This window comes from Psychrobacter sp. DM8 (assembly GCF_051307025.1).
GTDB lineage: Bacteria > Pseudomonadota > Gammaproteobacteria > Pseudomonadales > Moraxellaceae > Psychrobacter.
Genome location: NZ_CP195538.1, coordinates 1,772,864 through 1,797,293, shown reverse-complemented (window position 1 = coordinate 1,797,293; position 24,430 = coordinate 1,772,864). Strand labels below are relative to the sequence as shown.

The 24,430-nt window shown below is 43.5% G+C and carries 15 protein-coding genes; 5 read left to right on the top strand and 10 right to left on the bottom strand.

Annotated elements, in window-relative coordinates:
* Nucleotides 1–72: 72 nt before the first annotated feature.
* The 6 genes from ACR64J_RS07625 to ACR64J_RS07600 all read right to left on the bottom strand — a co-directional run bounded on the left by ACR64J_RS07625 (nucleotide 73) and on the right by ACR64J_RS07600 (nucleotide 9,991).
* A complete protein-coding gene (locus ACR64J_RS07625; RefSeq protein WP_435949128.1) occupies nucleotides 73–2,097 on the bottom strand; it encodes a hypothetical protein in 2,025 nt (674 codons plus the stop codon).
* A gap of 45 nt (nucleotides 2,098–2,142) precedes the next feature.
* The gene (locus ACR64J_RS07620) at nucleotides 2,143–2,607 is read right to left on the bottom strand and encodes a hypothetical protein (RefSeq protein ID WP_435949127.1); all 465 of its coding nucleotides are present in this window, start codon (nucleotides 2,605–2,607) and stop codon (nucleotides 2,143–2,145) included.
* Nucleotides 2,608–3,090: 483 nt separating this feature from the next.
* Complete coding sequence (locus tag ACR64J_RS07615; RefSeq protein WP_435949125.1) at nucleotides 3,091–5,139, bottom strand: hypothetical protein; 2,049 nt, start codon at nucleotides 5,137–5,139, stop codon at nucleotides 3,091–3,093.
* A gap of 70 nt (nucleotides 5,140–5,209) precedes the next feature.
* Complete coding sequence (locus ACR64J_RS07610; RefSeq protein WP_317199023.1) at nucleotides 5,210–5,674, bottom strand: hypothetical protein; 465 nt, start codon at nucleotides 5,672–5,674, stop codon at nucleotides 5,210–5,212.
* A 382-nt stretch (nucleotides 5,675–6,056) separates the two neighbouring features.
* Nucleotides 6,057–7,697, bottom strand: a complete 1,641-nt coding sequence (locus ACR64J_RS07605; RefSeq protein WP_435949124.1) for a hypothetical protein — start codon at nucleotides 7,695–7,697, stop codon at nucleotides 6,057–6,059.
* Nucleotides 7,698–7,939: 242 nt separating this feature from the next.
* Nucleotides 7,940–9,991: a hypothetical protein gene (locus ACR64J_RS07600; protein WP_435949123.1), complete on the bottom strand. Its 2,052-nt coding sequence runs from the start codon at nucleotides 9,989–9,991 to the stop codon at nucleotides 7,940–7,942.
* Between the two features lie 409 nt (nucleotides 9,992–10,400).
* Between ACR64J_RS07600 and aceE the strand changes: the two genes are divergently transcribed.
* Nucleotides 10,401–13,220, top strand: coding sequence for a pyruvate dehydrogenase (acetyl-transferring), homodimeric type (gene aceE / locus ACR64J_RS07595; protein WP_435949121.1), 2,820 nt, complete (start codon nucleotides 10,401–10,403; stop codon nucleotides 13,218–13,220).
* Between the two features lie 54 nt (nucleotides 13,221–13,274).
* On the top strand, nucleotides 13,275–15,056 hold the full coding sequence (locus tag ACR64J_RS07590; RefSeq protein WP_435949119.1) for a 2-oxo acid dehydrogenase subunit E2: 1,782 nt from the start codon (nucleotides 13,275–13,277) through the stop codon (nucleotides 15,054–15,056).
* A 90-nt stretch (nucleotides 15,057–15,146) separates the two neighbouring features.
* Here the strand turns inward: ACR64J_RS07590 and ACR64J_RS07585 are convergent, their stop codons facing one another.
* The gene (locus tag ACR64J_RS07585) at nucleotides 15,147–15,773 is read right to left on the bottom strand and encodes an OmpW/AlkL family protein (protein ID WP_435951052.1); all 627 of its coding nucleotides are present in this window, start codon (nucleotides 15,771–15,773) and stop codon (nucleotides 15,147–15,149) included.
* A gap of 777 nt (nucleotides 15,774–16,550) precedes the next feature.
* On the opposite strand from ACR64J_RS07585, the gene ACR64J_RS07580 reads away from it, so the two are divergent.
* Entirely contained in the window at nucleotides 16,551–17,531 is a 981-nt protein-coding gene (locus ACR64J_RS07580) for an ion transporter (protein WP_317199017.1), read from the top strand.
* Nucleotides 17,532–17,626: 95 nt separating this feature from the next.
* Here ACR64J_RS07580 and ACR64J_RS07575 read toward each other — a convergent pair whose 3' ends face one another.
* The 3 genes from ACR64J_RS07575 to ACR64J_RS07565 form a co-directional block, all read right to left on the bottom strand.
* Complete coding sequence (locus ACR64J_RS07575; RefSeq protein WP_317199016.1) at nucleotides 17,627–18,301, bottom strand: TerD family protein; 675 nt, start codon at nucleotides 18,299–18,301, stop codon at nucleotides 17,627–17,629.
* A 51-nt stretch (nucleotides 18,302–18,352) separates the two neighbouring features.
* Nucleotides 18,353–19,438: a helix-turn-helix transcriptional regulator gene (locus ACR64J_RS07570; RefSeq protein ID WP_435949118.1), complete on the bottom strand. Its 1,086-nt coding sequence runs from the start codon at nucleotides 19,436–19,438 to the stop codon at nucleotides 18,353–18,355.
* Nucleotides 19,439–19,665: 227 nt separating this feature from the next.
* A complete protein-coding gene (locus tag ACR64J_RS07565; protein WP_435949117.1) occupies nucleotides 19,666–22,374 on the bottom strand; it encodes an AAA family ATPase in 2,709 nt (902 codons plus the stop codon).
* Between the two features lie 375 nt (nucleotides 22,375–22,749).
* Between ACR64J_RS07565 and rsmG the strand changes: the two genes are divergently transcribed.
* Entirely contained in the window at nucleotides 22,750–23,475 is a 726-nt protein-coding gene (gene rsmG, locus ACR64J_RS07560) for a 16S rRNA (guanine(527)-N(7))-methyltransferase RsmG (protein ID WP_435949115.1), read from the top strand.
* 35 nt (nucleotides 23,476–23,510) lie between these two features.
* Nucleotides 23,511–24,290 carry a ParA family protein gene (locus ACR64J_RS07555; protein ID WP_435949113.1) on the top strand — a complete coding sequence of 260 codons (780 nt, stop codon included), beginning with the start codon at nucleotides 23,511–23,513 and terminating at the stop codon, nucleotides 24,288–24,290.
* The last annotated feature ends 140 nt before the right edge of the window (nucleotides 24,291–24,430 follow it).

Here is a 24,430-nt window from a genome sequence, read left to right as displayed (position 1 = left end):
TATAAAGATAAAGGGTAAAAGTGGAGTTTTCTTAACCAGATTAAGAAAACTCCTTTGATCATGATTCAACAATTATGGAGCTGGGTTAGTACCTGTTTGTGAAATAGTAGCAGAGAAGTAGATATTACCAACTTCTTGACCCGTTAGAGTAGCGAAGGTGCCACCAACAGTCTGACCTGAGATATCAGCTGCCGCCGGAGCTGAGTTGTTTGACGTATCAGAAACGTAGTCACCTGCGTAAGTCAGTGTACTGGCTAAAACATCTGACAATGTAACTGTGTTAACTTCAGTGTTGGTAAAGGTGTTTGTTGCCTCAAGTTTGTAGAACGCACACTGATCAGCAGTTGCAACGACATTAGCAGTGGTCCAGTTGCTTATCGATTGTGGATCAGTACCACAAGCTGCCGCTGCTTGGAATTTGAATAAATCAATACCTTGCATAGTTGTCTTTGAACTTTGAGAGATATCATCAGTAGGAGCAGGCGTACCTTCTACTTCACCTTGTGGCAAGACTGTAATAGTGATCGTTTCATTTTTACCGATATCACTGTCTTGACCATTATTACTACCTGAACCATTGGTATCGACTAAGACGCCAATATTAACGGACTCTCCAGGGGCTAGGCCATCTGTATCTGCGTCATTAAGATCGTACTCACCATTACCATTAGGAGTTAATACAGTCTCACCGTTATCTAGTATACCGTTACCATTAGTATCTACAAAAACAGTAGTGATGTCGATAGCATTTCTAGGATCATCACTATCAGTCACTTCAACAGTAAACAACACTTCATCAGGAGCGTCTGCTTCTGTAACATCAGTACCATCATTGCTGATAGTATAGGTGTAACCATTGCCCGTACTCTGTAATGGAACTTCCTTATCAGGAGCGTCAGTGATGTTTAAATCGCGAGTTTGATTGCTCGGAGTAACGGTCGCGTCATCATTGTTGTCTTCACCGCGGTTATTAGGATCATTCGGATCCTCAAAAGTGTTATCAACATTATCGTCAGTACTATCTGTGATATCAGGGATGTTATCACCGTCTAGATCGTCTGTAACAACAGCATAGTTAGTAAAATCACTAGCATCAGTAGCGCCATCAGATTTTTTAGCACGGAAAGTAATCGTAACGGTCTGACCCTGAGCGACATTTACACCACTAGCTGTAATTGTTCTGCCGTCTGACGAAATAACTGGTGCAGTAGTATTACCAGCGCCAGAAGTCGTAGGCGCTCTGTAGTTCGGCTCACCAGTTTGGATAGCTACTAAGCCATTAGGAAGCGCATCTGTAATAGTGATATCAGTACCATCAGCAGTACCTTCGTTCTCAACAGTAATTGTGTAGTCAACATAAGCATTATCATTGTTCAAATCGATAATGTTGTTATTAAGGTTTGAGTTTGCAGACTTTGTAATAGCATAGATAGGGGCAGTAGTAATAGCATTGTCTATGTTAGTAGCTGTAGCAGGCTCACCTTTACCTGTTAGATACTGGCTGGTCGCTGTGACGGTCAATATGCCATTGCTATCAATAACACGATTATCATCAGATATCGCTGTTATAGTGATATCAGCCGATTCACCAGGTGCAAGCTCAATAGAATCGCCTCTATTAATAGTAACAACGCCACCAACAGGATCACCATCAGCACCAATCTTTTGGTAAGTGATAACAGTATCGTCTAAGTCATAATCAAAATTATCATTTGCTTGATTGACTAGATCAATAGTATAAGTATCGGTAACGTTACCTTCGTTCTTTAAGGTATGAGTAAAGTCGACCGTTGCACTAAGTGGTGCTTCGATATCGATATCTGCGTTATCGTCAGCGTTTTGATTGCCATCGGTCAAAGTTGCAACTAAGCTAAAAGCACCAGTTTCAGTAACATTAATAGTCACTTCATTTGATTCAGCAGTTTGAGGGTTGTTGACATCGCCTGCGACATTATAGGTAGCAGTTGCAACGTTTTTGACTTCAAACGCATCTTCTTGATTATAGGTTACGGTATCAGCACTGGCAGTGCCAGCGATACCCATAGCAGCAGTAATGCCGACGGTGAGCACTGAGTATTTAAAAGCGTTAGGTTTCATACGGTAAATCTCCTAAAGGGTGTAAATAAATAGTCCAAAAACGAACTATTCAACGATGGTGTTCAGTGCCACAGCGGCAGACTTCTTGGCGGGTAGTAATTTAATATTCCAGCGCAGGGTACGGTACTCAGAATATGGAATCTTGACCATCTTGCCATCAACTTTACGCATAAGCGGCATATCGGCGTAGTTCTTGCCATCGATACTCGCTTGTGCGCTAGCGGGCGTTGCCTCACCATTAAATGCCATGTTGGCAGGAATAGGCAGGATAACGGCCAAATCGTTAATGTCTTTATTGATAGTATTGGTATAGTTGGCTTTGTACTGAATGACAGTACCAGCGGGCGCCGTACTTACAGGGGCATAAGTCACTTTGCCATCAGCGTCCTTGACAACCTTATTAGCTGTTAATTCCATTTTTAAAGCATCTTCAGCGTAAGCTGTACCTAATAAAGTAGTAGATGCTAGTGTTGCTAGTAGAGCTGCGCGTAGTAGTTTAAAAGTTTTCATATCATAAGCCTTGTTCAATGTATTACTTGTATAAATTCTAATCATAATCATCGATGCAACATCTGTGCCACACTGAGTGATAAAGGTAAATAAGGACAAGTGAGATAAGAGACAACTTTCATGGTTGTATTATCACAAAATAGTAACAATCAGTCATTACAAAGAAGATAAGTGGTAGGTAGGAGTAGTTAAATGGTAATAGAAGTGGGTGTATCTCTATATCTGCGGTTAATTGTCATAAATAACAATCATTTATAAGCTAAAATCTATTAGTCGAGATGTTTTTAGAGCCACCAATTTGAAGCAGTCTATGTTTGTAAATAGCTCAAAACCGAGCAATTTTATGAATATCAATAGTATGTGCATATGAATAGTAAAAAATCTTATTACATATTGAATATAGTATATTGAATGCATTATACACAAAAAAGTGCCCATAAGCACATTTAATGCTTATGGGCACTTTACTAACAAAGGGTAATATTAACGATTGGTTTTGATTTTTACCGAGAACTTCATTGTCGCCGTGCCTTGGGGTACTAAAGGATTAATAGTAGTACTAATAGCAGTATTAGCTGAATTCAATGCAGCTGGAGCCGTCACAGTCGTACCATTACCTGTAGTAGTCGTTGTTGCAAAAGAGTTGCCTCTATAATCGGCAGTCGCTGAAAAATTAGACGTTGCATCCGATACTACTAGATTCTGTATATCGAACCCTCGCGCCGTAGTAGAAGTATTGGTAGCAACGATCTGGTAAATGATACATTGACCAGGCGTTGCTGCCAACGGATCAGCAGAACTACTAAAGGCAGTATCGGCAGTACCCTTACAAGTAGCATCTAGCGCTTGACTCTTAACCAGAGTCAAGCCTTTGATATCGGTTCTGTCGGTTACTGGAGCGACAGTAGGCGCGCCTGTACCGCTTGCAGTGAGTTTTACTACAGTATCTTCTGAAAAACCGATTTCAGCATTCTCTGATGAGACATTATAACTGATCGTAACCGTACCTGTAGGTGCGATACCGTTAGGCAGGGCAGTCTTGATATCATATACGCCGCTGCTATTAGGTGTGATACCGACAGCAGTTTGTGCTGGTGCAGAACCATTAGGACCATCTGGATCATAGGTAAGGGTCACAGAACCAGGTACAATATTTACCGCGTCTGCTGTACCGTTATCATTGTCAGTTATCGTAAACGTCAATCTACCTGCTACATCACCTTCAGTATTTTGACCCGTGTTAGTAATAATCGTTTGATGAGTGGCTTGACCTGCGGTACCTGAGGTCGGCGCGATTTCTTTAACAGTTGGATTAGTGAGCGTCAAATTACGTTTGATAGTACCTAATGGCTGAGTAGAGTCGTTACCGTCATTACCAGTAGCATTAGTTCCGTTGGTAGAGTCGGTATCATCGACAGGGTAGAATTGGTTGACGTTTTCGACAGTGCTGTCTGTGCTATCGATCAAAGTGTTGTCAGTAGCTGGATTGTTATCTAAATCATCAGTGACTTTGACATGGTTCAAAGCGTTATTAGCTAAGGCAGTATTAGGGTCTTTTTTGACCGTAAAGTTGATCGTGATGCTACCATTGACTGGGATATTTACTCCTGTCAACTCAAAGCCTTTATTCGTCTGATTGAGCGTGCCTTTGGTTGCACTACCACTAGTTGTAATGCTATTTGTCGTCAATGCTTGTGCAATAAGCAGGCCCGCTGGCAAGTTATCGGTAATGGTGATATCAGTTGCATTAGCAGAGTATGCGGTCGTTGGATTCTTAATAACGATCTGATAAGTAGCCGTGTCATTCGCATTGTTTAGATCTAATGCGTTAGTTACCGTCTTAACGATACTAAAAGTAGGCAATTTAGTCACTGATTTATCATTGTTAGTCAGTGTTCTATTGGCAGCAGGCAGTAGTGCACTAGTAGCCGTGAGTCTAAGATTCTGTCTATTACCGCCTTTGTTATCTTTGGTTTTGGCATTGATAGTGAACTTGATGAACTGACCTGCCTCTAAGGTAAGGGTGTTTCCATTGACAGTAGCAACTGAAAGATTGGATTGCGTTGATACAGGAGTGTCGGTACCCGGTACTTGGCCTGCATTATATATAGAATAAGACACTGTAGAAGCTGTAAGATCATAATCAGCATCGTCATCTGTCAAATTCGCCAAGTTGACAGTATAAGTATCACTACGGTTACCTGTGTTAGTCAAGGTATGCTGAAACACTGCAAAACCGTTGGGAGCTACGTCTAGATTTTCATTGATGGTATCATTTGGAGTACCATCTTCATTGTTTGCAGTTAATGAAAAAGACAGACGCTCTGATACTCGAACGATAACTTCGTTAGATTTAACTTCTGGCTGCTTAACGCCAGCGACATCATAGTTGGCAGTTGCAATGTTTTTGATATCAACATTAGTAGTAGTAGTACCAGTGGTAGTGTTAGTTGCCATAGCACCAGTTGAGATACCTAGAGCAGCGGTGACGCCGACTGCGATCAGACTATGTTTAAAGGTGTTTGGTTTCATAGAAGACTCCGAGACAAAAAATGGTAAAGATTCAGTTAATTAAGTAATAAAAATTTGGTAAAAGACTTAGTTAGCTAACGGTCGTATTGAGAGCTACAGCAGCAGACTTGTTAGCAGGCAGTAATTTGATGTTCCAGCGTAGAGTGCGATATTCAGATAACGGAATCTTGACCATTTTGCCATCGACTTTGCGCATGAGCGGCATATCAGCATAGTTCTTGCCATCGACACTAGCTTGAGCGCTGGCAGGAGAGGCATCGCCAGTGAAAGTCATATTGGCAGGGATAGGCAAGGTCACCATCAGATTATTGATGTCTTTATTTACAGTGTTGGTGTAGTTGGCCTTGTACTGGATAGTGGTGCCAGCAGGTGCGGTGCTGACAGGGACGTAAGCGACTTTACCTTCAGCGTTTTTGATGACTTTACTAGCAGATAAATCCATCTTGAGTGCGTCATCAGCGTAAGCGGCGCCAAACAAAGCGGTAGAGGCGACTACTGCTAATACTGAATTACGTAAAAAGTTAAAATGCGACATATCAAAATCCTTTCTATAACGGTGATATTTGGATACTCGCAGCACAATGCTTTCGACATAAAGGATATGCTGAAAACGACAATAGACAACTGGTTTTGTATTAATTATTGAAGACAGTGCTTTGATAGTGCTGGGAATTTTTCATAACTGCATATTCACAGAATGATAATAATATGTCATTGAAAAGGTGATAAATGGCAGTTTGAAGTAGCTGAATGGTATACCGAATTTTTAGACTAAGTGATAAAACCTTTACGACGGTCGGTTGAGATTTTGAATAAAAGCATATGCTTCAGCTTACGTACAGCAAACCCAAAACTGCCTGACTAATATCACTATTAGTCAGGCAGTTTTGAGTTAGTTAGGTAGTAGTATGATCACATTACTGACTCGTACCATATTTAGTGTTGAAGTAAAAATCACGTTTAGAGCGCGGCGGTAATACAAGCGATTTAGTAGTTACTATACCGTTTGCACCAATAGCAGGACTGCTAGAGATGTTGTAGTCAGCAGTAGCAAGCGCAGGATTAGCGAGTACCGATGTTACAAGAGCACCAGCTGTACCTTTTTTCTGCAACACATCGTCCATAATAAAGTTATCAATCTTTATATTAGCGCGGTTGGTCGCCGTGATTTTGTATGCAATACACCTGCCAGGTGCTATACCTTCAATCATTGCGGTACTAAACCCTATAAGGGGAGTAGGCGCGTCATTGATACCGGCGTAGTTTAGTGTAGCAGGGCAGTCGTTTATGTACTGAGATTTTTTAAGCACTAAAGCGACGTTTTCGGCAATAACACGACCAAAGTCGTTATTTGGATAGTTATAAGTAGTCGCTGAAAATCCAGTATTACGACTGTCACTAGTAGTACGAATAGGATAAGTGTTTCCTGTTCGACTCTCAACAAGGCAAAGATTTGTATTATTACCTAAAGTAGTTCTAGGAATACTAATCTGATAAGCACCAGTCGGTGCCCCAGTTTTGAGAACTGATTGGGTTGGATAAGTAGTTCCAGGGTTTGCACAATTTGCCAACCTCACCGTACTTCCGCTGATACCTGACTCTTGAGGAGGATTAAATACGCCATTAAAATAGTTTGGTCTATTAGAATAGGTACCGCTACTGATATTAGCATTGTTTGCATCAGCCTGAGTATCCGTGATTCCGCCATTGTCATTGAATACAGTACCAGAGAAAATATACTGCGGAACATAGCAATAGTTATCTAAACTAAGAAAGATCTGCTGGTTTGTCGGATTGTCATTATTAAAAATACGAAAATCAGCATTGGAGTAACGAACTTTTACAGATTTTACAGGTTCTGAAAATTGTACAGATCCCTGACAAGTTGTACCTAAAGCGTTGGCGGGGCAATTGGAGGTATTACCAAGAATGTATAACCCTACTCCAGGTGTGTTTGGTCTAGAATCATTAAAAGAACGAATTCTCGAATCAGTTATTGCTTGATAAGAGCCATCAATAATACTTCCATTTGCAGTAACTCCTGTAAACAGAACATAATCATCAAAACTGTTTCCATTACTACTGTTTGCAAAGTCAATGTCAAAAGCACTAAGGGCAACATTAGTTAAAAATATTGGCTGTTCTGTAATTCTATTGCGAAAATCAAATTCAATCGAAGTAACTGATTGCATATTAGGAAAGTCACGGAATACATTAAATACGCCTTTGTTGCTTACTGTTGTTGCAGTAAAAGAACTATTACCTGTAGGAGGCCCGTTGCTCTCTGTTATTGTCATCTTGATTTGTAACGGAATACTACCTGCAGCGTCACCCGCTACATTTACAAAACTGCCTAAAGAGGATGCTAATCTCGAATAATCTGAATCATCTAAACCACTTTTTTCAAAACCAGCATCACAGGTTGCACCGGGGTTAGTAGCTAGTGCATAGGACGATTGACTACTAAAAAGTAAAGTCACACACACAATAAAGATAAGTACTCTAAGGATAGACATACTCGTAAAATACGAATATAGAGAATGATGAGTGTTGTACATATTCTTGTGTCCTATGATCTAACTCTACCGAGTAATAAGCCATCTAGTTAAAACAGTAATGCTAATATAACAAGCTATACTAGTCATAGTCGTTACGAAAGCCTAACACTATATTATGAAAGGTAGATATAGTAGGACGAAGTGCAAATGAAGGGAAATTTTATATATAAATGGGCACTTTTGGAGATAAAAGTGCCCATTTAGAGTAGAAGTAAAAATTGAGATAAACCGATAACTATCAATTAGTTCGACTGAGTCGTACCGTACTTGGTATTGAAATACAGTGTCGCTAAAGTAGGTTGACTGGTTGCTGCCGCTAAATTAAAGAAATTGGATTGAATCGTACCATTGGTATCGTAAGCGACGCTTGGACTGGCAACTGAGGTCGGCACAAATAACGGTGCTGGGCGCTTGAATACTGAGACCACAGGCGTACTTTGAATGGTATCACTAATCTGCACTTGCTGAAGTCCGATATGACCACGGTTATAAGCCTGAATGCGATAAGCAATACAATTACCTGGATCGACATCGCTAATAGGGTTGATACTAAAGCCTAGCGTTGGGTTCTCACTGCTACCAACACTTTGATAGTTGAGGCTATCATTACATTCATGAACGTATTGAGACTTGATCAGTACTAGAGCAGCATTTTCAGCGCGTACTTCGCCAAAATCTAAATTGCGAGAACCATTACTCTCAGTTTTATAGTCAAACACACCATTGACTAAGGTAACTTCACGCTTATCTGGCGTGGTATCTACCGTATAATCCCAAGTGCTTGGCTCATCCTGCACCACGCAGACACGAGTTCTATTAGTAAGCGCGCTGGCAGGTACAATAAAGTTGTATCTGCCTCTGGTCGCTTGCGTGTCTGAAACGGGCTGCGGATTGGCTGACGTAGTTGTGATATTGGTACCATTACAATCAGTCAAACGTATGCTCATGCTCGCATCATATATGCCAGATTCAGTCGCACTATCAAAGACTGTATTAAAGTAGTTGGCATTACCCGTAAAAGTAGAGGATATATCTTGGCTGGTGGTGCTGCTTGCTGTAATGCCGCCATTATCATTAAAAACAATGCCTGAGAAGGTAAAATTACGTTTGCCATTAGTAATTGTACATGTCCAATTATCACCATAGGTAAGCTGTAAACTACTTGGGCTTAGAGTTGCTACTGTTGTACTATCTGATTTCTGACATGTGTAGGAAGCTCTATAATCTGTCAAATTAGTAGTGCCTGAAGCCGATTCAGTCAAAGTATAGGTTTTAGTAGGATCTACCTTGAATACTCCCGTCGTACCTGTTCCGTTTGTGACAATATTACCCTCGCCGGATGTCGTTGTAGAAGTAATATTATTAGTGACGACAATGTTATTTGAATTGTCTTTTATCTGAACTACAAATTCATCTGTGTCAGCTTTACGAGGCTCAGACAATACCTTCTTGTAAGTGAGTCGCGGCTGTGGCTGATAGCAATAGCCATCGAATCTGATATCAATAAGTTGATCACCTGGGTCATTGAATTGAACTCCATCACCATCATCATCGCTTTGATCATAATAATTTAAGTTAGTATTATTGCCATATGTAATGTCTACTTTAACGACAGGTTGATTAAAGCTTACTGAAACTTTGCAATCACTATCCAAACCACCACAACTGACACTGCTGGTCAGATTTGTTTGCCGATAAGGTGCTGTACTGGTAATTCCAGCGCCTTTGGATTGTAGGATTGGACTAATCGTTGTCCCTGTACTAGTAACCCCTGTAATGGTAGCTTGGTCAAAAAACTCAAAATATCTATTGCCAGCAAAGTCTCTGCCTGCATAGTTAGTATCTATATCATAAATACTAATGCCAACATTACTAAGAGCTTGAGGTTGATTGGTGAATCTATTATTGAAGGTATAAGAAGCGGTTCGTGTGCTTGCTTTATCAGCAAAATCTTGATAAAAACGAAAAACTTGAATGCCACCAGTAATATCCGATTGATATATATTTGTGCCTCCAGTATCTAAAGTACCGCTAGTACTCAAAGTATTGGACGCTATTAAATAACTCTCATTTTTAATACCAATAATACTTTCATTGGCTCTAGGAGCGGGCGGTGAAACAACTGGCGCTAGACTGGTATAATCTGAAGTTGCAAATTCATCAGAAACAAAATTAGCAGGACAGGTAACGGCAGCCAATGCTGAAGTTCCAGACAATGTAAGTAAGGTTAACCCTATATGATGAGCCGGGCGACACAAATTTTTGATAATTTTACTACAAACATTCTGCTTCATAACGTTTCCTTGTAGATTAAATAATCTATATGCATCATCATAAAATAAACTTTGCGCCTTTAACACCTTTAGGTTAAAAAAATTATTAGCTTAACTTTAATAAAGGTCTAACCATATCTAAAACTATTCAGTTATTAGCAACTAAAATTTAGCCATATTCCTTGTAGACTAAGCCTAAAGTTATCAATATTCATATAATTACTATTCATTATTTTTTTACTAAATACTTGTTAATTTGTCATTTCTTCAAAGCCATAAACAATTCGTTGTGATGCGCTTATAATAGATAGATATAGTCTCCTAACTATTGACCGCTTTTTTATAGTTACTTATTTGTAGCTTACCGAACCATTTTGTTCTAACGATAATCTGTCATAAGACAGACAAGACTTAAAAAGGATTGATGAAGATGAATTATTACAAGGACGTAGACAGCATAGAAACCCAAGAGTGGCTAGATGCTTTTGAATCTGTGATTAAGCATACGGACAAAGACCGGGCGCAGTTTTTACTCAAAGCGCTATACAACATGGCGGTACAAGAGGGCCTACCCTTTAACCGCTTAGACACTGCTTATATTAATACTATCGCTGTCGAAGATGAGCCGATGTACCCAGGCGATCACACTATCGAGCGCAAAATTCGCGCTTTGATCCGCTACAATGCGCTCGCTATGGTCATGCGCGCGAACAAAAATGATGATGACTTAGGTGGTCACTTAGCGACTTTTGCCTCTAGTGCGACATTGTATGAGACCGGTTTTAACCATTTCTTTCGCGCCGCAAGCGACCATTTCGGTGGGGATATGATCTACTACCAAGGTCACTCAGCGCCGGGTATTTATGCCCGCTCTTATTTAGAGGGTCGCCTCGATGAAGAACAGCTTGATAATTTTCGCCGTGAAGTCGGTGGTAAGGGTCTCTCAAGCTATCCGCATCCGTATCTGATGCCAGATTATTGGCAGTTCCCGACCGTCTCTATGGGTCTTGGCCCCATTATGTCGATCTATCACGCGCATGTACACCGCTATATGGAAAACCGCGGTCTACTAGAAGCTGAAGGTCGTAAGATTTGGGCGTTCTTAGGAGATGGTGAGACCGATGAGCCTGAGAGCTTGGGCGCGATATCCTTGGCAGGACGTGAAAAGCTCGACAATCTGATTTGGGTAATCAACTGTAATTTGCAGCGTCTTGATGGACCGGTACGTGGTAATGGCAAAATCATTCAAGAGCTAGAGTCGGTGTTTCGCGGGGCAGGTTGGCGCGTTATCAAGGTCATTTGGGGCGGTCAGTGGGACACGCTGCTTGACAAAGATGAGACGGGCGTTCTTAAACACCGTATGGAGGAAGCCGTCGATGGCGAGTATCAACTTTACGAAGCGCGTACGCCTGACTTTGTCCGTAAAGAATTCTTTGGTAAGTATCCAGAACTAGAAGAGATGGCAAATGAGCTCTCTGATAAAGATATCTCACGTCTAAATCGCGGCGGTCATGATCCAATGAAGGTATATGCTGCCTTTAGCGAAGCGATGAAAACCAAGGGTCAGCCAACCGTTATCTTAGTCAAAACTGTCAAAGGTTATGGGTTGTCGGATCAAGCACAAGCGGTAAACAAATCGCATCAGATCAAAAAGCTGGATCAAGAAGCGCTGGTGTACTTTCGTGATCGCTTTGATCTGCCTTTTACCGATGAGCAGCTAGAGACGCTGCCGTTTTATCGCCCTGCCGAGGACTCTATAGAGATGAAGTATCTCAAGGGTCGTCGTGAGGCATTGGGCGGTCATCTGCCTAATCGCCGTAGTGGTCATATTCCCCTCAATATTCCAGAGCTTTCGATATTTGATCGCGTCCTACAAGGCAGTAAAGGCAAAGAGCAGTCGACCACTATGGTGTTCGTGCGCCTGCTATCAGCGATGCTCAAAAACAAAGACATTCAAGATCGCGTTGTGCCTATTGTGCCAGATGAGGCGCGTACCTTTGGCCTTGAGGGTATGTTCCGTCAATTAGGGATTTACTCTGCGGCAGGACAAAAATACACGCCGGAGGATAGCGAGGCGTTGATGGGTTATAAAGAAGCCATCGACGGGCATATGCTAGAAGAAGGTATCAATGAAGCGGGCGCGATGAGTACGTGGATAGCACTAGCGACCAGCTATTCAGTCAATGCTTTGCCGATGATACCACTATATATTTACTATTCTATGTTTGGCTTTCAGCGCGTAGGCGATCTTGCTTGGGCGGCAGGCGACTGTCAAGCGCAGGGCTTCTTGTTGGGTGCAACAGCAGGGCGTACGACATTGAATGGTGAGGGCTTACAGCATCAAGATGGTCATTCGCAAATATTGTTCAACACCGTACCCAACTGCGTCAGCTATGATCCCTGCTTCGGTTATGAGCTTGCAGTCGTGATGCACGACGGTTTGCGCCGTATGTATGGCGAGGGCGAGCGCGTCTACTATTATCTGACACTCATGAATGAAAACTACGATCAGCCAGCTATGCCAGAGGGCGCGGAAGAAGGCATCAAGCGCGGCATGTATCTATTAGAAGATAACGGCTCAAGCCAAGTGCAGCTGCTCGGTTCAGGCGTGATCTTGCGCGAAGTACAAAAAGCGGCGCGCATCTTAAAAGATGAGTTTAATATCACATCAAACGTCTGGAGCGTGACCAGCTTTAATGAGCTGACCCGCGATGGTATGGCCTGTGATGACTATAACCGTCTGCATCCCATGGACGATGAAGTCGTGCCTTGGGTCACAGAACTGCTCGCACCGCATGAAGGCATCGTGGTAGCAGCGACTGACTATATGCGTAACTACTCAGAGCAGATCCGCGCTTGGCTCCCTGATAACCGTCCTTATACTACGCTTGGCACTGACGGCTATGGTCGCTCCGATACCCGCGAGCAACTGCGTAGCTTCTTTCATGTCGACGCGGCACACATTGTAGTAGCGACGTTGAAGCGCTTAGCAGATGAGGGCGAGGTGGAAATGCGTTTGGTCAAAGACGCCATTTCAAGCTTTGATATCGATGCCGATCAGCCACCTGCTTGGCAGACGCAGCCGCAGTACGATCATTTCCCAGATGCGCCAGCGCCAGCTTCTGACAATATCAACCCAAATCCTGTACCTGAGTTTGTCGGTGAAGACGACGATGAAATCACAAGTGAAGGCCGTGCTGAAGATCAAGCCGATGCCACTTTGCTTAACGATGATGACGTCGCAGAATAAACCTCATGACTAATAATCACACGACTAGGTAATTAAAAGACAAGGATGGACAAGATGGAAATTAAAGCCCCAGATTTAGGTGTTGATAGTGCTGAAGTCAGCGAGATCATGGTAGCAGTCGGTGACGTCATCGCCAAAGACGACAACATTATTTTGATTGAGTCTGACAAGGCCTCTGTTGAAGTACCAAGCTCAGCTGCTGGTAAAGTGACGAATATCAATGTGGCTGTCGGTGATCAAGTCAGCGAAGGTATGGTACTCATTGAGCTTGAAAGCGACGAGGGCAACAATGACAGTAGTGATGCTAAAAGCGACAATCAAAGTTCAGATGAAGACAAGGCTAAACAAGACAAGGCTAAACAAGACAATAAAGAACCCTCTGAATCTGACGATAACCAGGAGCAAAAGGCTGATATTAAAAATGCTGACACGGCAGGCGAAGATAAATCTACTACCAAGTCGGGCGCTAGCACCACCCATGCGCTACCAGATTTAGGCGTAGATGAAGCACAAGTTGCTGAGATTATGGTTAGTGTTGGCGATACGGTGAGCGCGGATCAATCCATACTATTGATTGAGTCGGATAAAGCCTCTGTTGAAGTGCCTGCGCCAGAGGCAGGTACGATTGAGAAAATATTGGTTGAAGCAGGTGACATGGTCGCTAACGGTCAAGACTTTATTATTATCAAAGGGAGTAGCTCACAAAGTAGTGATAGCGACAAAGCGGATACTAAATTCTCTCAAGACAAAGAGTCCAGGAGTAAAGCGTCTGAGAACAAAGAGCCTGCCAAATCAGAATCTAAAGATAGCTCGGACGCAAATACCTCTGCGCAAAACCAAACTACGGGTGAGCCTAAGCAAGTAGCTAAAGGAGCGGATAACAAGCTGACAGAGCGTGAGGTCAATCAAAAGTTGACTGAAGTGTATGCAGGCCCCGCCGTACGTAAGCTGGCGCGTCAATTGGGTATCGATATTACTCAAGTTAATGGTTCAGCGATCAATGATCGTATCCTAAAAGAGGATTTGTTCGCACATGTCAAAGAGCGTATTACCACACAAAAGGCGGCGCCTACTAGTAGCGTGCAAGCTGGTTCAGGGTTGCCAAGTTTGCCTGATATGAGTAATACAGAGATTTGGGGAGAAAGCGAAACGGTAGATTTAAGCCGTTTGCAAAAAGTCTCAATCCCGCAGCTCAACTACAATACCTATTTGCCGCAAGTGACGCAGTTTGATTTGTCAGACATTACCGAAACCGAAAAGCTACGCGGCGAGCTCAAAGGCGGCATGAAAGCGGAAGGTATTGGCTTTACCATACTAGCCTTTATTGTCAAAGCGACCGCTTATGCGCTGACTCAGCATCCGCGCTTTAACAGTCATTTGAGTGATGATAATACGCAAGTCATCCTACGCAAAAGTGTCAATATGGGTATTGCCGTTGCTACTGATGACGGTCTGATTGTCCCTGTTATTAAAGATGCTCAGGACAAAGGTCTCAAGCAGATCGCCGTTGAGATCGGTGAGCTGGCAGCAAAAGCCCGTGATAAAAAGCTTGGTACCAAAGATTTGCAAGGCGCAAGCTTTACCATATCGAGTCAAGGTAACTTGGGCGGCACCGCCTTTACACCTTTGGTAAACTGGCCACAAGTAGGTATTTTAGGCGTGTCTGAAGCGAGTATGCAACCGCGCTGGAATGAGAGCACACAAACCTTTGAGCCGCGTTTGATGCTGCCATTATCTTTGTCTTATGATCACCGCGTTATTAATGGTGCTGATGCTGCTGTGTTTACTCGCTATATTACAACCTTACTCGCTGATCCGCGTCGTATTCTACTTTAGTACTTAGCTTATAAAGTAATAAAACAGCCAGTTTAAAGATAAAAAAGCCAGCTATTGAGCTGGCTTTTTTTGGTGTTTAGCATAAGTCGATTAAAACTGTTTGACAAAGGCAACGCCGTATACCCAAGGATCTATATCCACAGAGCCGATATCATTACCATTTAACTTGACGTCTGTTTCTATATCCATATAGCGTGCGTCAATACGGAATGATTCTGTTGGTGCAAAGGGAATATCTACGCCGACATGACCTGCAACGCCAACACTGTCATCAAGCTCTAAATCATCACCAGTACCGATTCTTTCTTTAAAAAAGGTAGTGTAGTTGACACCCACGCCCACAAAGGGCTTGATGTTCATTGGCATCATACTATTATCAAAATGATACTGCACAGACAAAGTAGGTGGAAGATGCTGAGTTTTTGCATCGATTTGATTACCGCCCGCGTCAGTTAGGGTAATATCATGATGAAAAGGAATAGCGGCTAGTAGCTCGATGCCTACATTGTTAGCGATAAAATACTCACCTGTAAGAGTCGGGCGAATATCATCATCGACATCAACCGACAGCGCACCATTTAATAAGGTGCCGTTATCGCTTTTGGGTACAACGCCATGCGCGCCTGCGCCTAGCGTCCAAGTACCCGCAGGAACAGCAAAAGCCGTTGTCATCATCATTGCAGTCGCAGTCGCTAAAACTAGGGATTGTAGTTTCATCATGTATTCCTTAATACTAAAAGTGAGTGATAGACCGCCGATGAGGGATGGCATCAGGGGTCAAAGGCCAATAGTAGCTTTAGGATCAGCTCTTATCGTTCTACCTACAGTATAATATAAAAACCTTACAGATGGTAAGGATTTAAAGCTAAATTGACGCCAAAGATATTAAAGGTATCTTGGACGTCACATATTTTGATCGTTTAAGATGGTGACTTTAATTAAAATAAGTGCACAATGATTGATGATGAAGTAGTGATAGTAAACGCTGTCTTTTATAAAAAGGGGTCGATAATACCTTATGATTGGATACTGTAGTAACTCACCGCTTCGCTGCGAGAATGCTCGAAATATGACTTTGGTTAATCAGTCTAATAGCGCGTGTCCTGATTGTGGTTTATCTTTAATACCGGCTAATGATGTCAGTCGCAATTTGAGTATTGATCATCGTGTCTTGCAATTTGGTCTGATAGTCACTGTTTTTGTCTTGCTTGTATTGGTCTACGTTTACTACGCTGCATCTGTATAAATAAAAGGTAAGCTCGATGTTATTTGCTTTAAAATATTCAAGCAAAACGTTTTATAACGATTTCAACAAAATATTAATTTATATGATATTTTATTGATAGCGCTTACTATCAAATCTAAACTCATTTATTCTACGAATATTGATTTTACTTATGCTGACAGAGGCGACGTAAAACAAATACTAGTAGCAAATACTCTCAAAGTGACTCAACTATAAACTAGATCGGTGTTATACCGCATAGGAACGGCATGCTACTCCAACCTGTACGGCGCTTGCGTCATTTTGTCTATAATATTTTACAAAATGATGAACACGATACTTGGCTAAGTCGTTACGTCGATTACTTCCTGATTGTTTTGATTATGACCAACGTCGCCGCGGTCATAGCTGAGTCTGTAGATCATTTGTACTATCCTTATCAAGAGTACTTTACGTTATTTGAAAACTTCTCCATCGTTATATTTTCTATTGAGTATTTGCTAAGACTATGGAGCGTGGCTGAAGCAAAGCCTGATAATACCACGTGGCGACAGCGCTGGGAGTGGCTCAAAAGCCCGTCTGCGCTTATCGACTTGGTCGCCATTGCGCCCGCCTTTTTAAACTTTTTTGTCACCATAGATCTGCGTTTCTTACGTATCTTGCGTCTATTTAGAATCCTAAAACTAACCCGCTATTTTGTCTCAATGCGCATTTTGCTGGTGGTCATTAGTAAAGAAAAGGGCTCGTTTCAAGCGGTCATCTTTATTTTAATTATTATGATTGTCACTGCATCAAGTGGTATTTATTTGGTCGAAAACCACGCGCAGCCAGAAGAGTTTGAGTCGATACCTAAGGCGATGTGGTGGGCGGTGGTTACTTTGACCACGGTCGGCTACGGCGATGTTACGCCCATCACCAACGCAGGCAAGATACTAGGCGCGATTATCACTATATTGGGTGTAGGCTTGGCCGCTTTGCCTGCAGGTATTTTGGCGACGGGCCTTGCCAACGAGCTGGCGCAGCGCCGAGATGAGTTGGAACAGGATTTTCGTGAGCAGCTGGTAGATAGTGATTTTGATTTGGTACAAAATCAGGTCATGATTGATAAGATTCGCCGCGAGCTTGGACTCGATCGTGAGCAGGCTCAAGATATTGTCTTGCAGGTGCTGCGTGAGCAAGAGCTTGAGCGCCGAGAAAAAGAGATGCGCAAAAAGAATTTTTGTCCGCACTGCGGTGAGCCGCTTGAGTAATCGAATCTGTCATACATAAAAAAGGTGAGACACTAAAATGTCTCACCTTTTTTATGCTCATTTTTGTACTTACTAAGAGCGATTGTTGACAGGCATTAGCCGCCTGATTCTGACGACACAGGTGCTAGCGGCATGGGTAGTACGCGGGCAAGCTCATGTGCTATTAGTTGCGCCGCTTTTGGGATATCGTGCTCATCTAGCGGTAGATTTTGCAAAGTTAAATGCCAGTCCTCTATACCTCGGCGTAAACTTGCAATCCATACGGCGCTACAATCGCGAGGAGATTGTCTTAAATTAACTTCAAAGGCGCGGTTGCCTTCATCATCACTTAAATGCACTTCACCAGCGTTGAGCTTACCTAACGGATGACCGTGATAGGAGCTGACAAGCATGGCAATATGTTCGATATGCTCTGGTATATCGGCGAGCGCTAGGCGAATTTGTTCTTGATCAAGCGGCGCGCGGTACAAGGATTGATCGCCGCGATCTTTACTGTTTAGGCTGTCTCCTTGATGCCTGACGGACTCCGCTTTGTCCCGTAATTGCTTAAACCAGACGATATCGTCGATAGTGCAGTTTTTGTCATACAGCACGCAAGCAATATCAAGATCTATAGCGTCTTGGTTTTTTTTAAAACGCTTGAGTAATCCTTTGGTCTCAACTTTGGTGAACTCATAATTTAAAGCAAAAAACAAAGTTTCAGCGTTTAATCCTAAAGCGCTCAGACTGTCTGATAGGGGCGGGGTAACTTGGGCATAAGGGGTAGACATGGTTAACCTTTTTTATTAAATAGTGTTGTTTATTAGCAGCAAGTAGAGCGCTTATCGCAGGCTATCTACTGATTCTTTGTTAAGTACCGCTTGATATAGCAAATCAGGTTTGGCACTAATGAGTCCTTTACCAAATCCGCGTAGCCACCAGACCAATTGCGAGGTTAGATTGACCGTGGCCTTAATCGTCAACGTATCGTCGTCATTATCGGTGACCGTCTGATCCACGCTCAGTTTGCTTTCAGTCAAGCTTTTACCCGCTCTTTTGGTAAATCTCAGCTCAACTTGAGTGTTTTTGCCGTGATCTGGTAGCTGGCTGAGCAAATGATGGGTAAAGCCCATACCGCCTGCATCAAGGTAGCTGTCAAGCTCAAAACCCTCAGGCGTGACAGATGGCGTGTCTAAAATCTCAACGCTCTCAAAGCGGTGTAGGGCAAAGGTGCGTATGATCATCTCAGGGTCATCCGTGCGGGTTGCGAGCATATAGATAATGACGCCGCGCTGGATAATAGCGATAGGGTTGAGAATATATTCGCTCGCCTCAGACTTGTTGCTACGCGTATAGCAAGCTCTTATCTGCATCTGATAAAACAGCGCATGATAAATATTATCTTTACTTTCTAGGTCAACATGCGGCGCAATTAGAGGCTGGGTCGCAGGTTCAATACGCACGCGATCTATCCAAGAGTGAGTGACTTTACTGTTTTTGAGCTGGCGCCGCGCCAAATCAAACCAGGGGAATAGCTCATCTAAAATAGCGGGCGGCAGTAGTTGGGTAAGATTGGCCTCAACCATGTTGAAGGCGACCGCTTGCGATAGGTTCATATGCGGTAAGCTTTGCAGCGGAGCATCATCACGCCAGCGCCAGCCTTGCGGATTGGCATTATTTTTTTCTATAGGAAAGCGTTTTGCCAAGGCATTTAAATCTCTTTGTACCGTACGCAAACTGATATCAAAACCTGCCAAAACCAGCTGCTCATATACGTGCGTAGTCCCTACCCAGCGATTGCGTTGCAACTGTGACAGCACTTGCCATTGCCGCGCAGTAGTTGCCGCGCCATGACGATTATCCGTATTGTCGTCTTTAACAATGGCTTGAGTATCGGCTTGTAGGCTCTCTGTCTGAGACACAGTCATTGGTAAATACCTTTATCAATTTGTTTTAATTGTTATGAGGTCAAAGTTATTAAGTTACTAAGTTATTAAGTCGCTGGCAGTTTGCAAGTGTTATGCGCTTATAAAAAACAGTAGTGCTCGTTTATTTATCATCGCAGAAAAGAGTGAGAGCGTCTAGACATGATTGCATAGCTTTGCTTGCGTAGCTTTGCTGGTTTATCTTTATTGACTAGGTGGTACAGCGGTGCTTACTCTTGTTCCTTATCACTTAAATCTTTAATCCGCTTTTCGTTTTGAGCGTCTTCTTGTATGGCTTGCTGCTCTTTTTTTTGACGTTTTTGTTTTTTCTTCTTTTTACTCTTTTTAGCTTCTTTTTTTGATACGCTATCATCGGCGACGTCATCGTTTTGATTGTCATCCCAGAGCATTAAGCGGCGTAGGACTTTGCCAAATAAGGTGTCTTTGTGGTAGCGCTTCTTTTTATTAAGGGTGTCGATAGGCAGGCCAGTCATTAGTGTCAAGGCTTCGTTGATCGTATGAACACCGTAAATTGAGAACTGCTTATTTTCAACTGCCTCAATGATATCATCACGTAGCATGAGCTGCTGACCGTTTGCCATAGGGATGACGACGCCTTGCTGTCCGGTTAGAGCTTGCTCGCGGCAGGCATCGAAAAACCCTGCGATTTTGGCATTGATACCACCAACCGCTTGCACCTCGCCCAGCTGATTCATCGAACCTGTGATGGCAAGCGCTTGATCGATCGGCACGTCGGCTAGGGCAGATAGGAGCGCGCAAGCTTCGCTAACGGTCGCACTATCGCCATCGATATGCGCGTAGCTTTGCTCAAAGGCGAGGGAGGCACTAAAGTTTAGCGCATGGTGCTGGCTAAAGAGCGCGCGTAAATAGCTGGTCATAATCAGCATGCCTTTAGCATGCAAACTACCGCCCAAATCAACATCACGCTCGATATCTAAAATCTCACCAGTACCTATATTGGGCTGGATAACTGCGGTCAAGCGCGCAGGCATACCAAACTCACTATCGGCGTAGCTGACGACGGTGAGGGCATTGACTTGACCAACGGCTACTCCTTGAGTCTTGATAAGCTGCTGACCGTTTTTAAGCTCATCCCAGTATAGATCGCGCAGGTAGCCTGAGCGCTCGTCCATATCGGCTATCGCTTCGGTGACGTGCGTGGCATCGACTAAGGTTTCGTTATTAAGGCGCGCATGACGATTAGACTCATGAAGCAGTTTGATTAGCCGATCACTGTGCAGACTCAAACGGTCTTGCTCTTCAGCTTGCAGGCTCAAGTGCTCAAGTAAAGCCGCTTGCGCGCTACTGTCGAACGGATAAAGTCCTGCGTAATCTATAATATCTGCCATCTTGGCAACCAAAGCCAGTTCATGCTCATGAGTGCGTTTTACGTCATCATGAAAGTCGGCGCGTACTTTAAATACCGCATCAAATTCAGGTTCTAACTCTAATAGCTCGTAATATAGATCAGCCTCACCCAGCAAGATCACCTTGACACTCAAATCTACAGGCATGGGCGCTAAGGACAAGCTACCGGTCAAGGTCAGCATTTGCTCTAGGCTTGAGAGCTTGATTTTACGTGATTGCAACGCGCGTTTGAGTCCTTGCCACGCATAAGGATGCTCAAGGACGTGGCTGGCTTCAAGCAGCAAGTAGCCGCCGTTGGCGCGGTGTAGGGCGCCTGCGCGAATCATACTGACATCAGTGGTAACGGTTCCTAACTGAGTGATTTGCTCGACATGACCTAATAGATTAAGATGCGTCGGCAGATCCTCAAATACCACAGGCGCGCCGCTATTAGGCACGTGCGTCACCATAACGTTGACCGCGTAACGACTCGGCGTTGTCGCAAGGAGGGCGGTGACAAACTCCTCATCATCGGCGTTTACGATTCGCTCTACATGGTTGACCATATCGGCGAGCATTGTCGTCAGGTATGAGCCTACCGCTGGCAGGGCTTCAAACTGCTTTTGAATAGGCGCAAACAGGGGCTGTAGCGTGCGCGTTGCAATATCACGGTGCATGGCTTCTATGGCGTCATTGGCATCATCTTCTAAGCGCTCAAGAGCAATCGTTAATTGGCTTAAGCGCTTATGCATGTGATTTTTTTGGGCAAAATTGCGCCGTGTATTGTTGTAATCCTCAGCTGATGTATCAAGGGTTTTTGGTTTATCAGAGCTTGTAGACGCATACTCTTTAGTATCTAGCTCAATACTGGTATCTTGTTGAGGGTCTATAACATTTGTATCATTTAAGGATTGTGTTGCCAACTGACTTGGATGTACAAACATCGCTTTGTTGTCAGAGGGGCGAAAAGTCAATGCTAAATCATACTGTTTACCCTCAGCATTGAGCGCATCATAGGCTTGGCTCTCTTGCGCGTGCGCGTCATTTTTGATCGCCTCAATCTGGCTTTGATACTGATCACTGTAAAAGCGCTGACTCAAACGCTTTTTAGCCTGTTGCCAAAGGGTACTGATTTGCTCTTGCAATACAGGTGCCTGACCTGCGGGTAAGGTGAGAGCAATAGGAGTGCGTGGGTCTGAAAAATTATACACATAGACCCAGTCATCAGGGGTTGGCGCACGAGCAGCACTACGCGCGAGCAAACGGGTGATAATCGTACGTTTGCCTAAGCCATTCTCACCTGCGGCAAACACATGATAGCCGCTCGCTTGAATATCTAGCGCCGTACGCAAGGCTTTTAATGCACGCTGCTGCCCAAAGCCAATATCTAAAGGAGGCGCTGCGCGAGTATCTTTGGGGAGCACTCTATGATTGCTATAGCGTTTGAGCTGATCAGAGCTGAGCTGGCAGCGCTTTTTAACGTCGATAAAAATAGGGTGAGGCTTGATAGTCGCGTCGCCTGATTGCTCAGCGCTAGGCGCTAATGTGTCGTCTATTAAGGTTTGAGTCATAAAGTTTTAGGTTTCGTCTTAGGCTTATCTGTCAGGCATAGCCAATAGATAATAGTAGGTAATAGGCAAGCGTTACAAAGCATTAGGCTCTAACGTCAAATACGTTCTAGCATAGCAGATTCTTTAAGCGACTACTTATTAGCGTAACGACTTTTTAATATAAGCTATATCGGCAAAACAATATAAATTATTTTATAAAATAGAGTATGAGAGGTCAGTATATGTCATTTATGATAGGACTAAAAAACGAATAACGCATCAATAATCCCAAAGATAGTATAAGATGACGGACATCAGCGCAATGTCAAACTATTCAATGTGCAACCCTCGTGATAAAATGAGAGTTTCACACGACAAAATCGGACCCATCGTCTTATGCCAGCATCCTCAAACGCTACTGCCAAGCCCGCTATAAATGCGCATAACCCTACAGGTTTTTCTGGACTTGATAGTACAGGTTTCGTCAAGATAGGCGCGCAACTGCCTAAGCTTGCTGGCATTTTATCAGAATCAGTACAAGCGTTAGCATTAGACATATCCGCCTTAGATCAGCGCACCTTGCTACTATATTTAGATAAGCTATTATTATGGAACAAAGCCTATAATCTGACAGCTATTACCGATCCTGTAGAGGCGCTAACTAAGCACATTGTCGATTGCTTAGCGATTATACCGCATCTGCCAGCAGGCTCGCTGCTTGATATTGGTACTGGGGCGGGTATGCCAGCGGTGATTATCGCCATCTGTCAGCCTGAGCGCCGGTGCATAGCTTTAGATAGCAATCAAAAAAAGATACGCTTTATAAAGCAAATCAGCAGCGAGCTTGGACTTGGCAATGTGCAGCCTATCGCTTCTCGTATTGAGGCGCATGACGGCGAGTACGATGTGGTGACCTCACGCGCTTTTGCCAGCTTACATGACTTTGTCAGTGCAGCGCAGCCACAATTGAAGGCGACAGGCCGCTTGTGCGCGATGAAAGGCAAAGCGCCAACTCAAGAAGAGCTACAAGAATTAGAAAATGAATGGCACGTTAATACTATAAAACTAAATGTCCCAAGATTGCATGACAGTCGGCATTTAGTTGAGATGACACGTTTGTAAGATATAGACCTATATTAATAATACTGAGTGAGTTTATGGAAATCATAGCAATTGCCAATCAAAAAGGCGGCGTTGGCAAAACCACCACAGCGGTGAATTTGGCGGCAAGCCTTGCTGCTAAACGCAAACGGGTTCTTTTGATTGATTTAGACCCACAAGGCAATGCAACCTCTGGCACCGGACTTGACAAAAATGACTTGTCGCTGAGCATCACGGATGTTTTGCTCGATGGCGTTTTGCTACAGGACGCTTTGGTGACGAGTCCTGCTGGGTTCGATGTCATCGGTGCCAATCGCGAGCTTGCAGGTATGGATACCACGTTGATGGGACAGACCAATAGTCATGAGCTGCTAAAAACGGCAATGAGCGCTTTGAGTGATCATCAAGCCAATACTCAAAGCAAACCTTATGATTACGTCGTCATGGACTGCGCGCCAAGTCTGAACCTGTTGACCATTAACGCCTTAGTCGCAACAGATGGTGTCATCATCCCTATGCAGTGCGAGTACTATGCGTTAGAGGGTTTGGCTGACTTATCACAAACCATTGAGCGCTTGACTGAGCTTAATCCAAAGCTATATATCCGCGGCGTTGTCAGAACGCTGTTCGATGCGCGAAACACTTTGGCGCGCGATGTCTCAGCTGAGCTTGAGGCGCATTTTGGCGATATCATGTACAAGACTCATATTCCAAGAAACGTACGCTTAGCAGAAGCGCCTGCTCACGGTATGCCAGTTATTGCCTACGAGAGATGGTCTAAGGGCTCGCGCGCTTATCAAAAGCTGGCAGCAGAAGTCATCAAACAAAGCAAATAAAAGCACGACTTTTATCTACTCGCAAACATCAATGGTTTTTGACAGCATCAAAACGATGTTTTGTGAGATTGATTCATCCAAAAGCTGGGTTAAGTGAATGCTTGGTAAATAATATTGCCATCGTTTTTCTGTCATTAAAC

Coding starts and splice junctions, on each gene's coding strand:
- ACR64J_RS07555 (WP_435949113.1), top strand. CDS start 23,511: ATGGAAATCATAGCAATTGCCAATCAAAAAGGCGGCGTTGGCAAAACC.
- ACR64J_RS07570 (WP_435949118.1), bottom strand. CDS start 19,438: ATGACTGTGTCTCAGACAGAGAGCCTACAAGCCGATACTCAAGCCATT.
- aceE (WP_435949121.1), top strand. CDS start 10,401: ATGAATTATTACAAGGACGTAGACAGCATAGAAACCCAAGAGTGGCTA.
- rsmG (WP_435949115.1), top strand. CDS start 22,750: ATGCCAGCATCCTCAAACGCTACTGCCAAGCCCGCTATAAATGCGCAT.
- ACR64J_RS07625 (WP_435949128.1), bottom strand. CDS start 2,097: ATGAAACCTAACGCTTTTAAATACTCAGTGCTCACCGTCGGCATTACT.
- ACR64J_RS07605 (WP_435949124.1), bottom strand. CDS start 7,697: ATGTACAACACTCATCATTCTCTATATTCGTATTTTACGAGTATGTCT.
- ACR64J_RS07610 (WP_317199023.1), bottom strand. CDS start 5,674: ATGTCGCATTTTAACTTTTTACGTAATTCAGTATTAGCAGTAGTCGCC.
- ACR64J_RS07585 (WP_435951052.1), bottom strand. CDS start 15,773: ATGAAACTACAATCCCTAGTTTTAGCGACTGCGACTGCAATGATGATG.
- ACR64J_RS07565 (WP_435949117.1), bottom strand. CDS start 22,374: ATGACTCAAACCTTAATAGACGACACATTAGCGCCTAGCGCTGAGCAA.
- ACR64J_RS07590 (WP_435949119.1), top strand. CDS start 13,275: ATGGAAATTAAAGCCCCAGATTTAGGTGTTGATAGTGCTGAAGTCAGC.
- ACR64J_RS07575 (WP_317199016.1), bottom strand. CDS start 18,301: ATGTCTACCCCTTATGCCCAAGTTACCCCGCCCCTATCAGACAGTCTG.
- ACR64J_RS07615 (WP_435949125.1), bottom strand. CDS start 5,139: ATGAAACCAAACACCTTTAAACATAGTCTGATCGCAGTCGGCGTCACC.
- ACR64J_RS07580 (WP_317199017.1), top strand. CDS start 16,551: ATGCTACTCCAACCTGTACGGCGCTTGCGTCATTTTGTCTATAATATT.
- ACR64J_RS07600 (WP_435949123.1), bottom strand. CDS start 9,991: ATGAAGCAGAATGTTTGTAGTAAAATTATCAAAAATTTGTGTCGCCCG.
- ACR64J_RS07620 (WP_435949127.1), bottom strand. CDS start 2,607: ATGAAAACTTTTAAACTACTACGCGCAGCTCTACTAGCAACACTAGCA.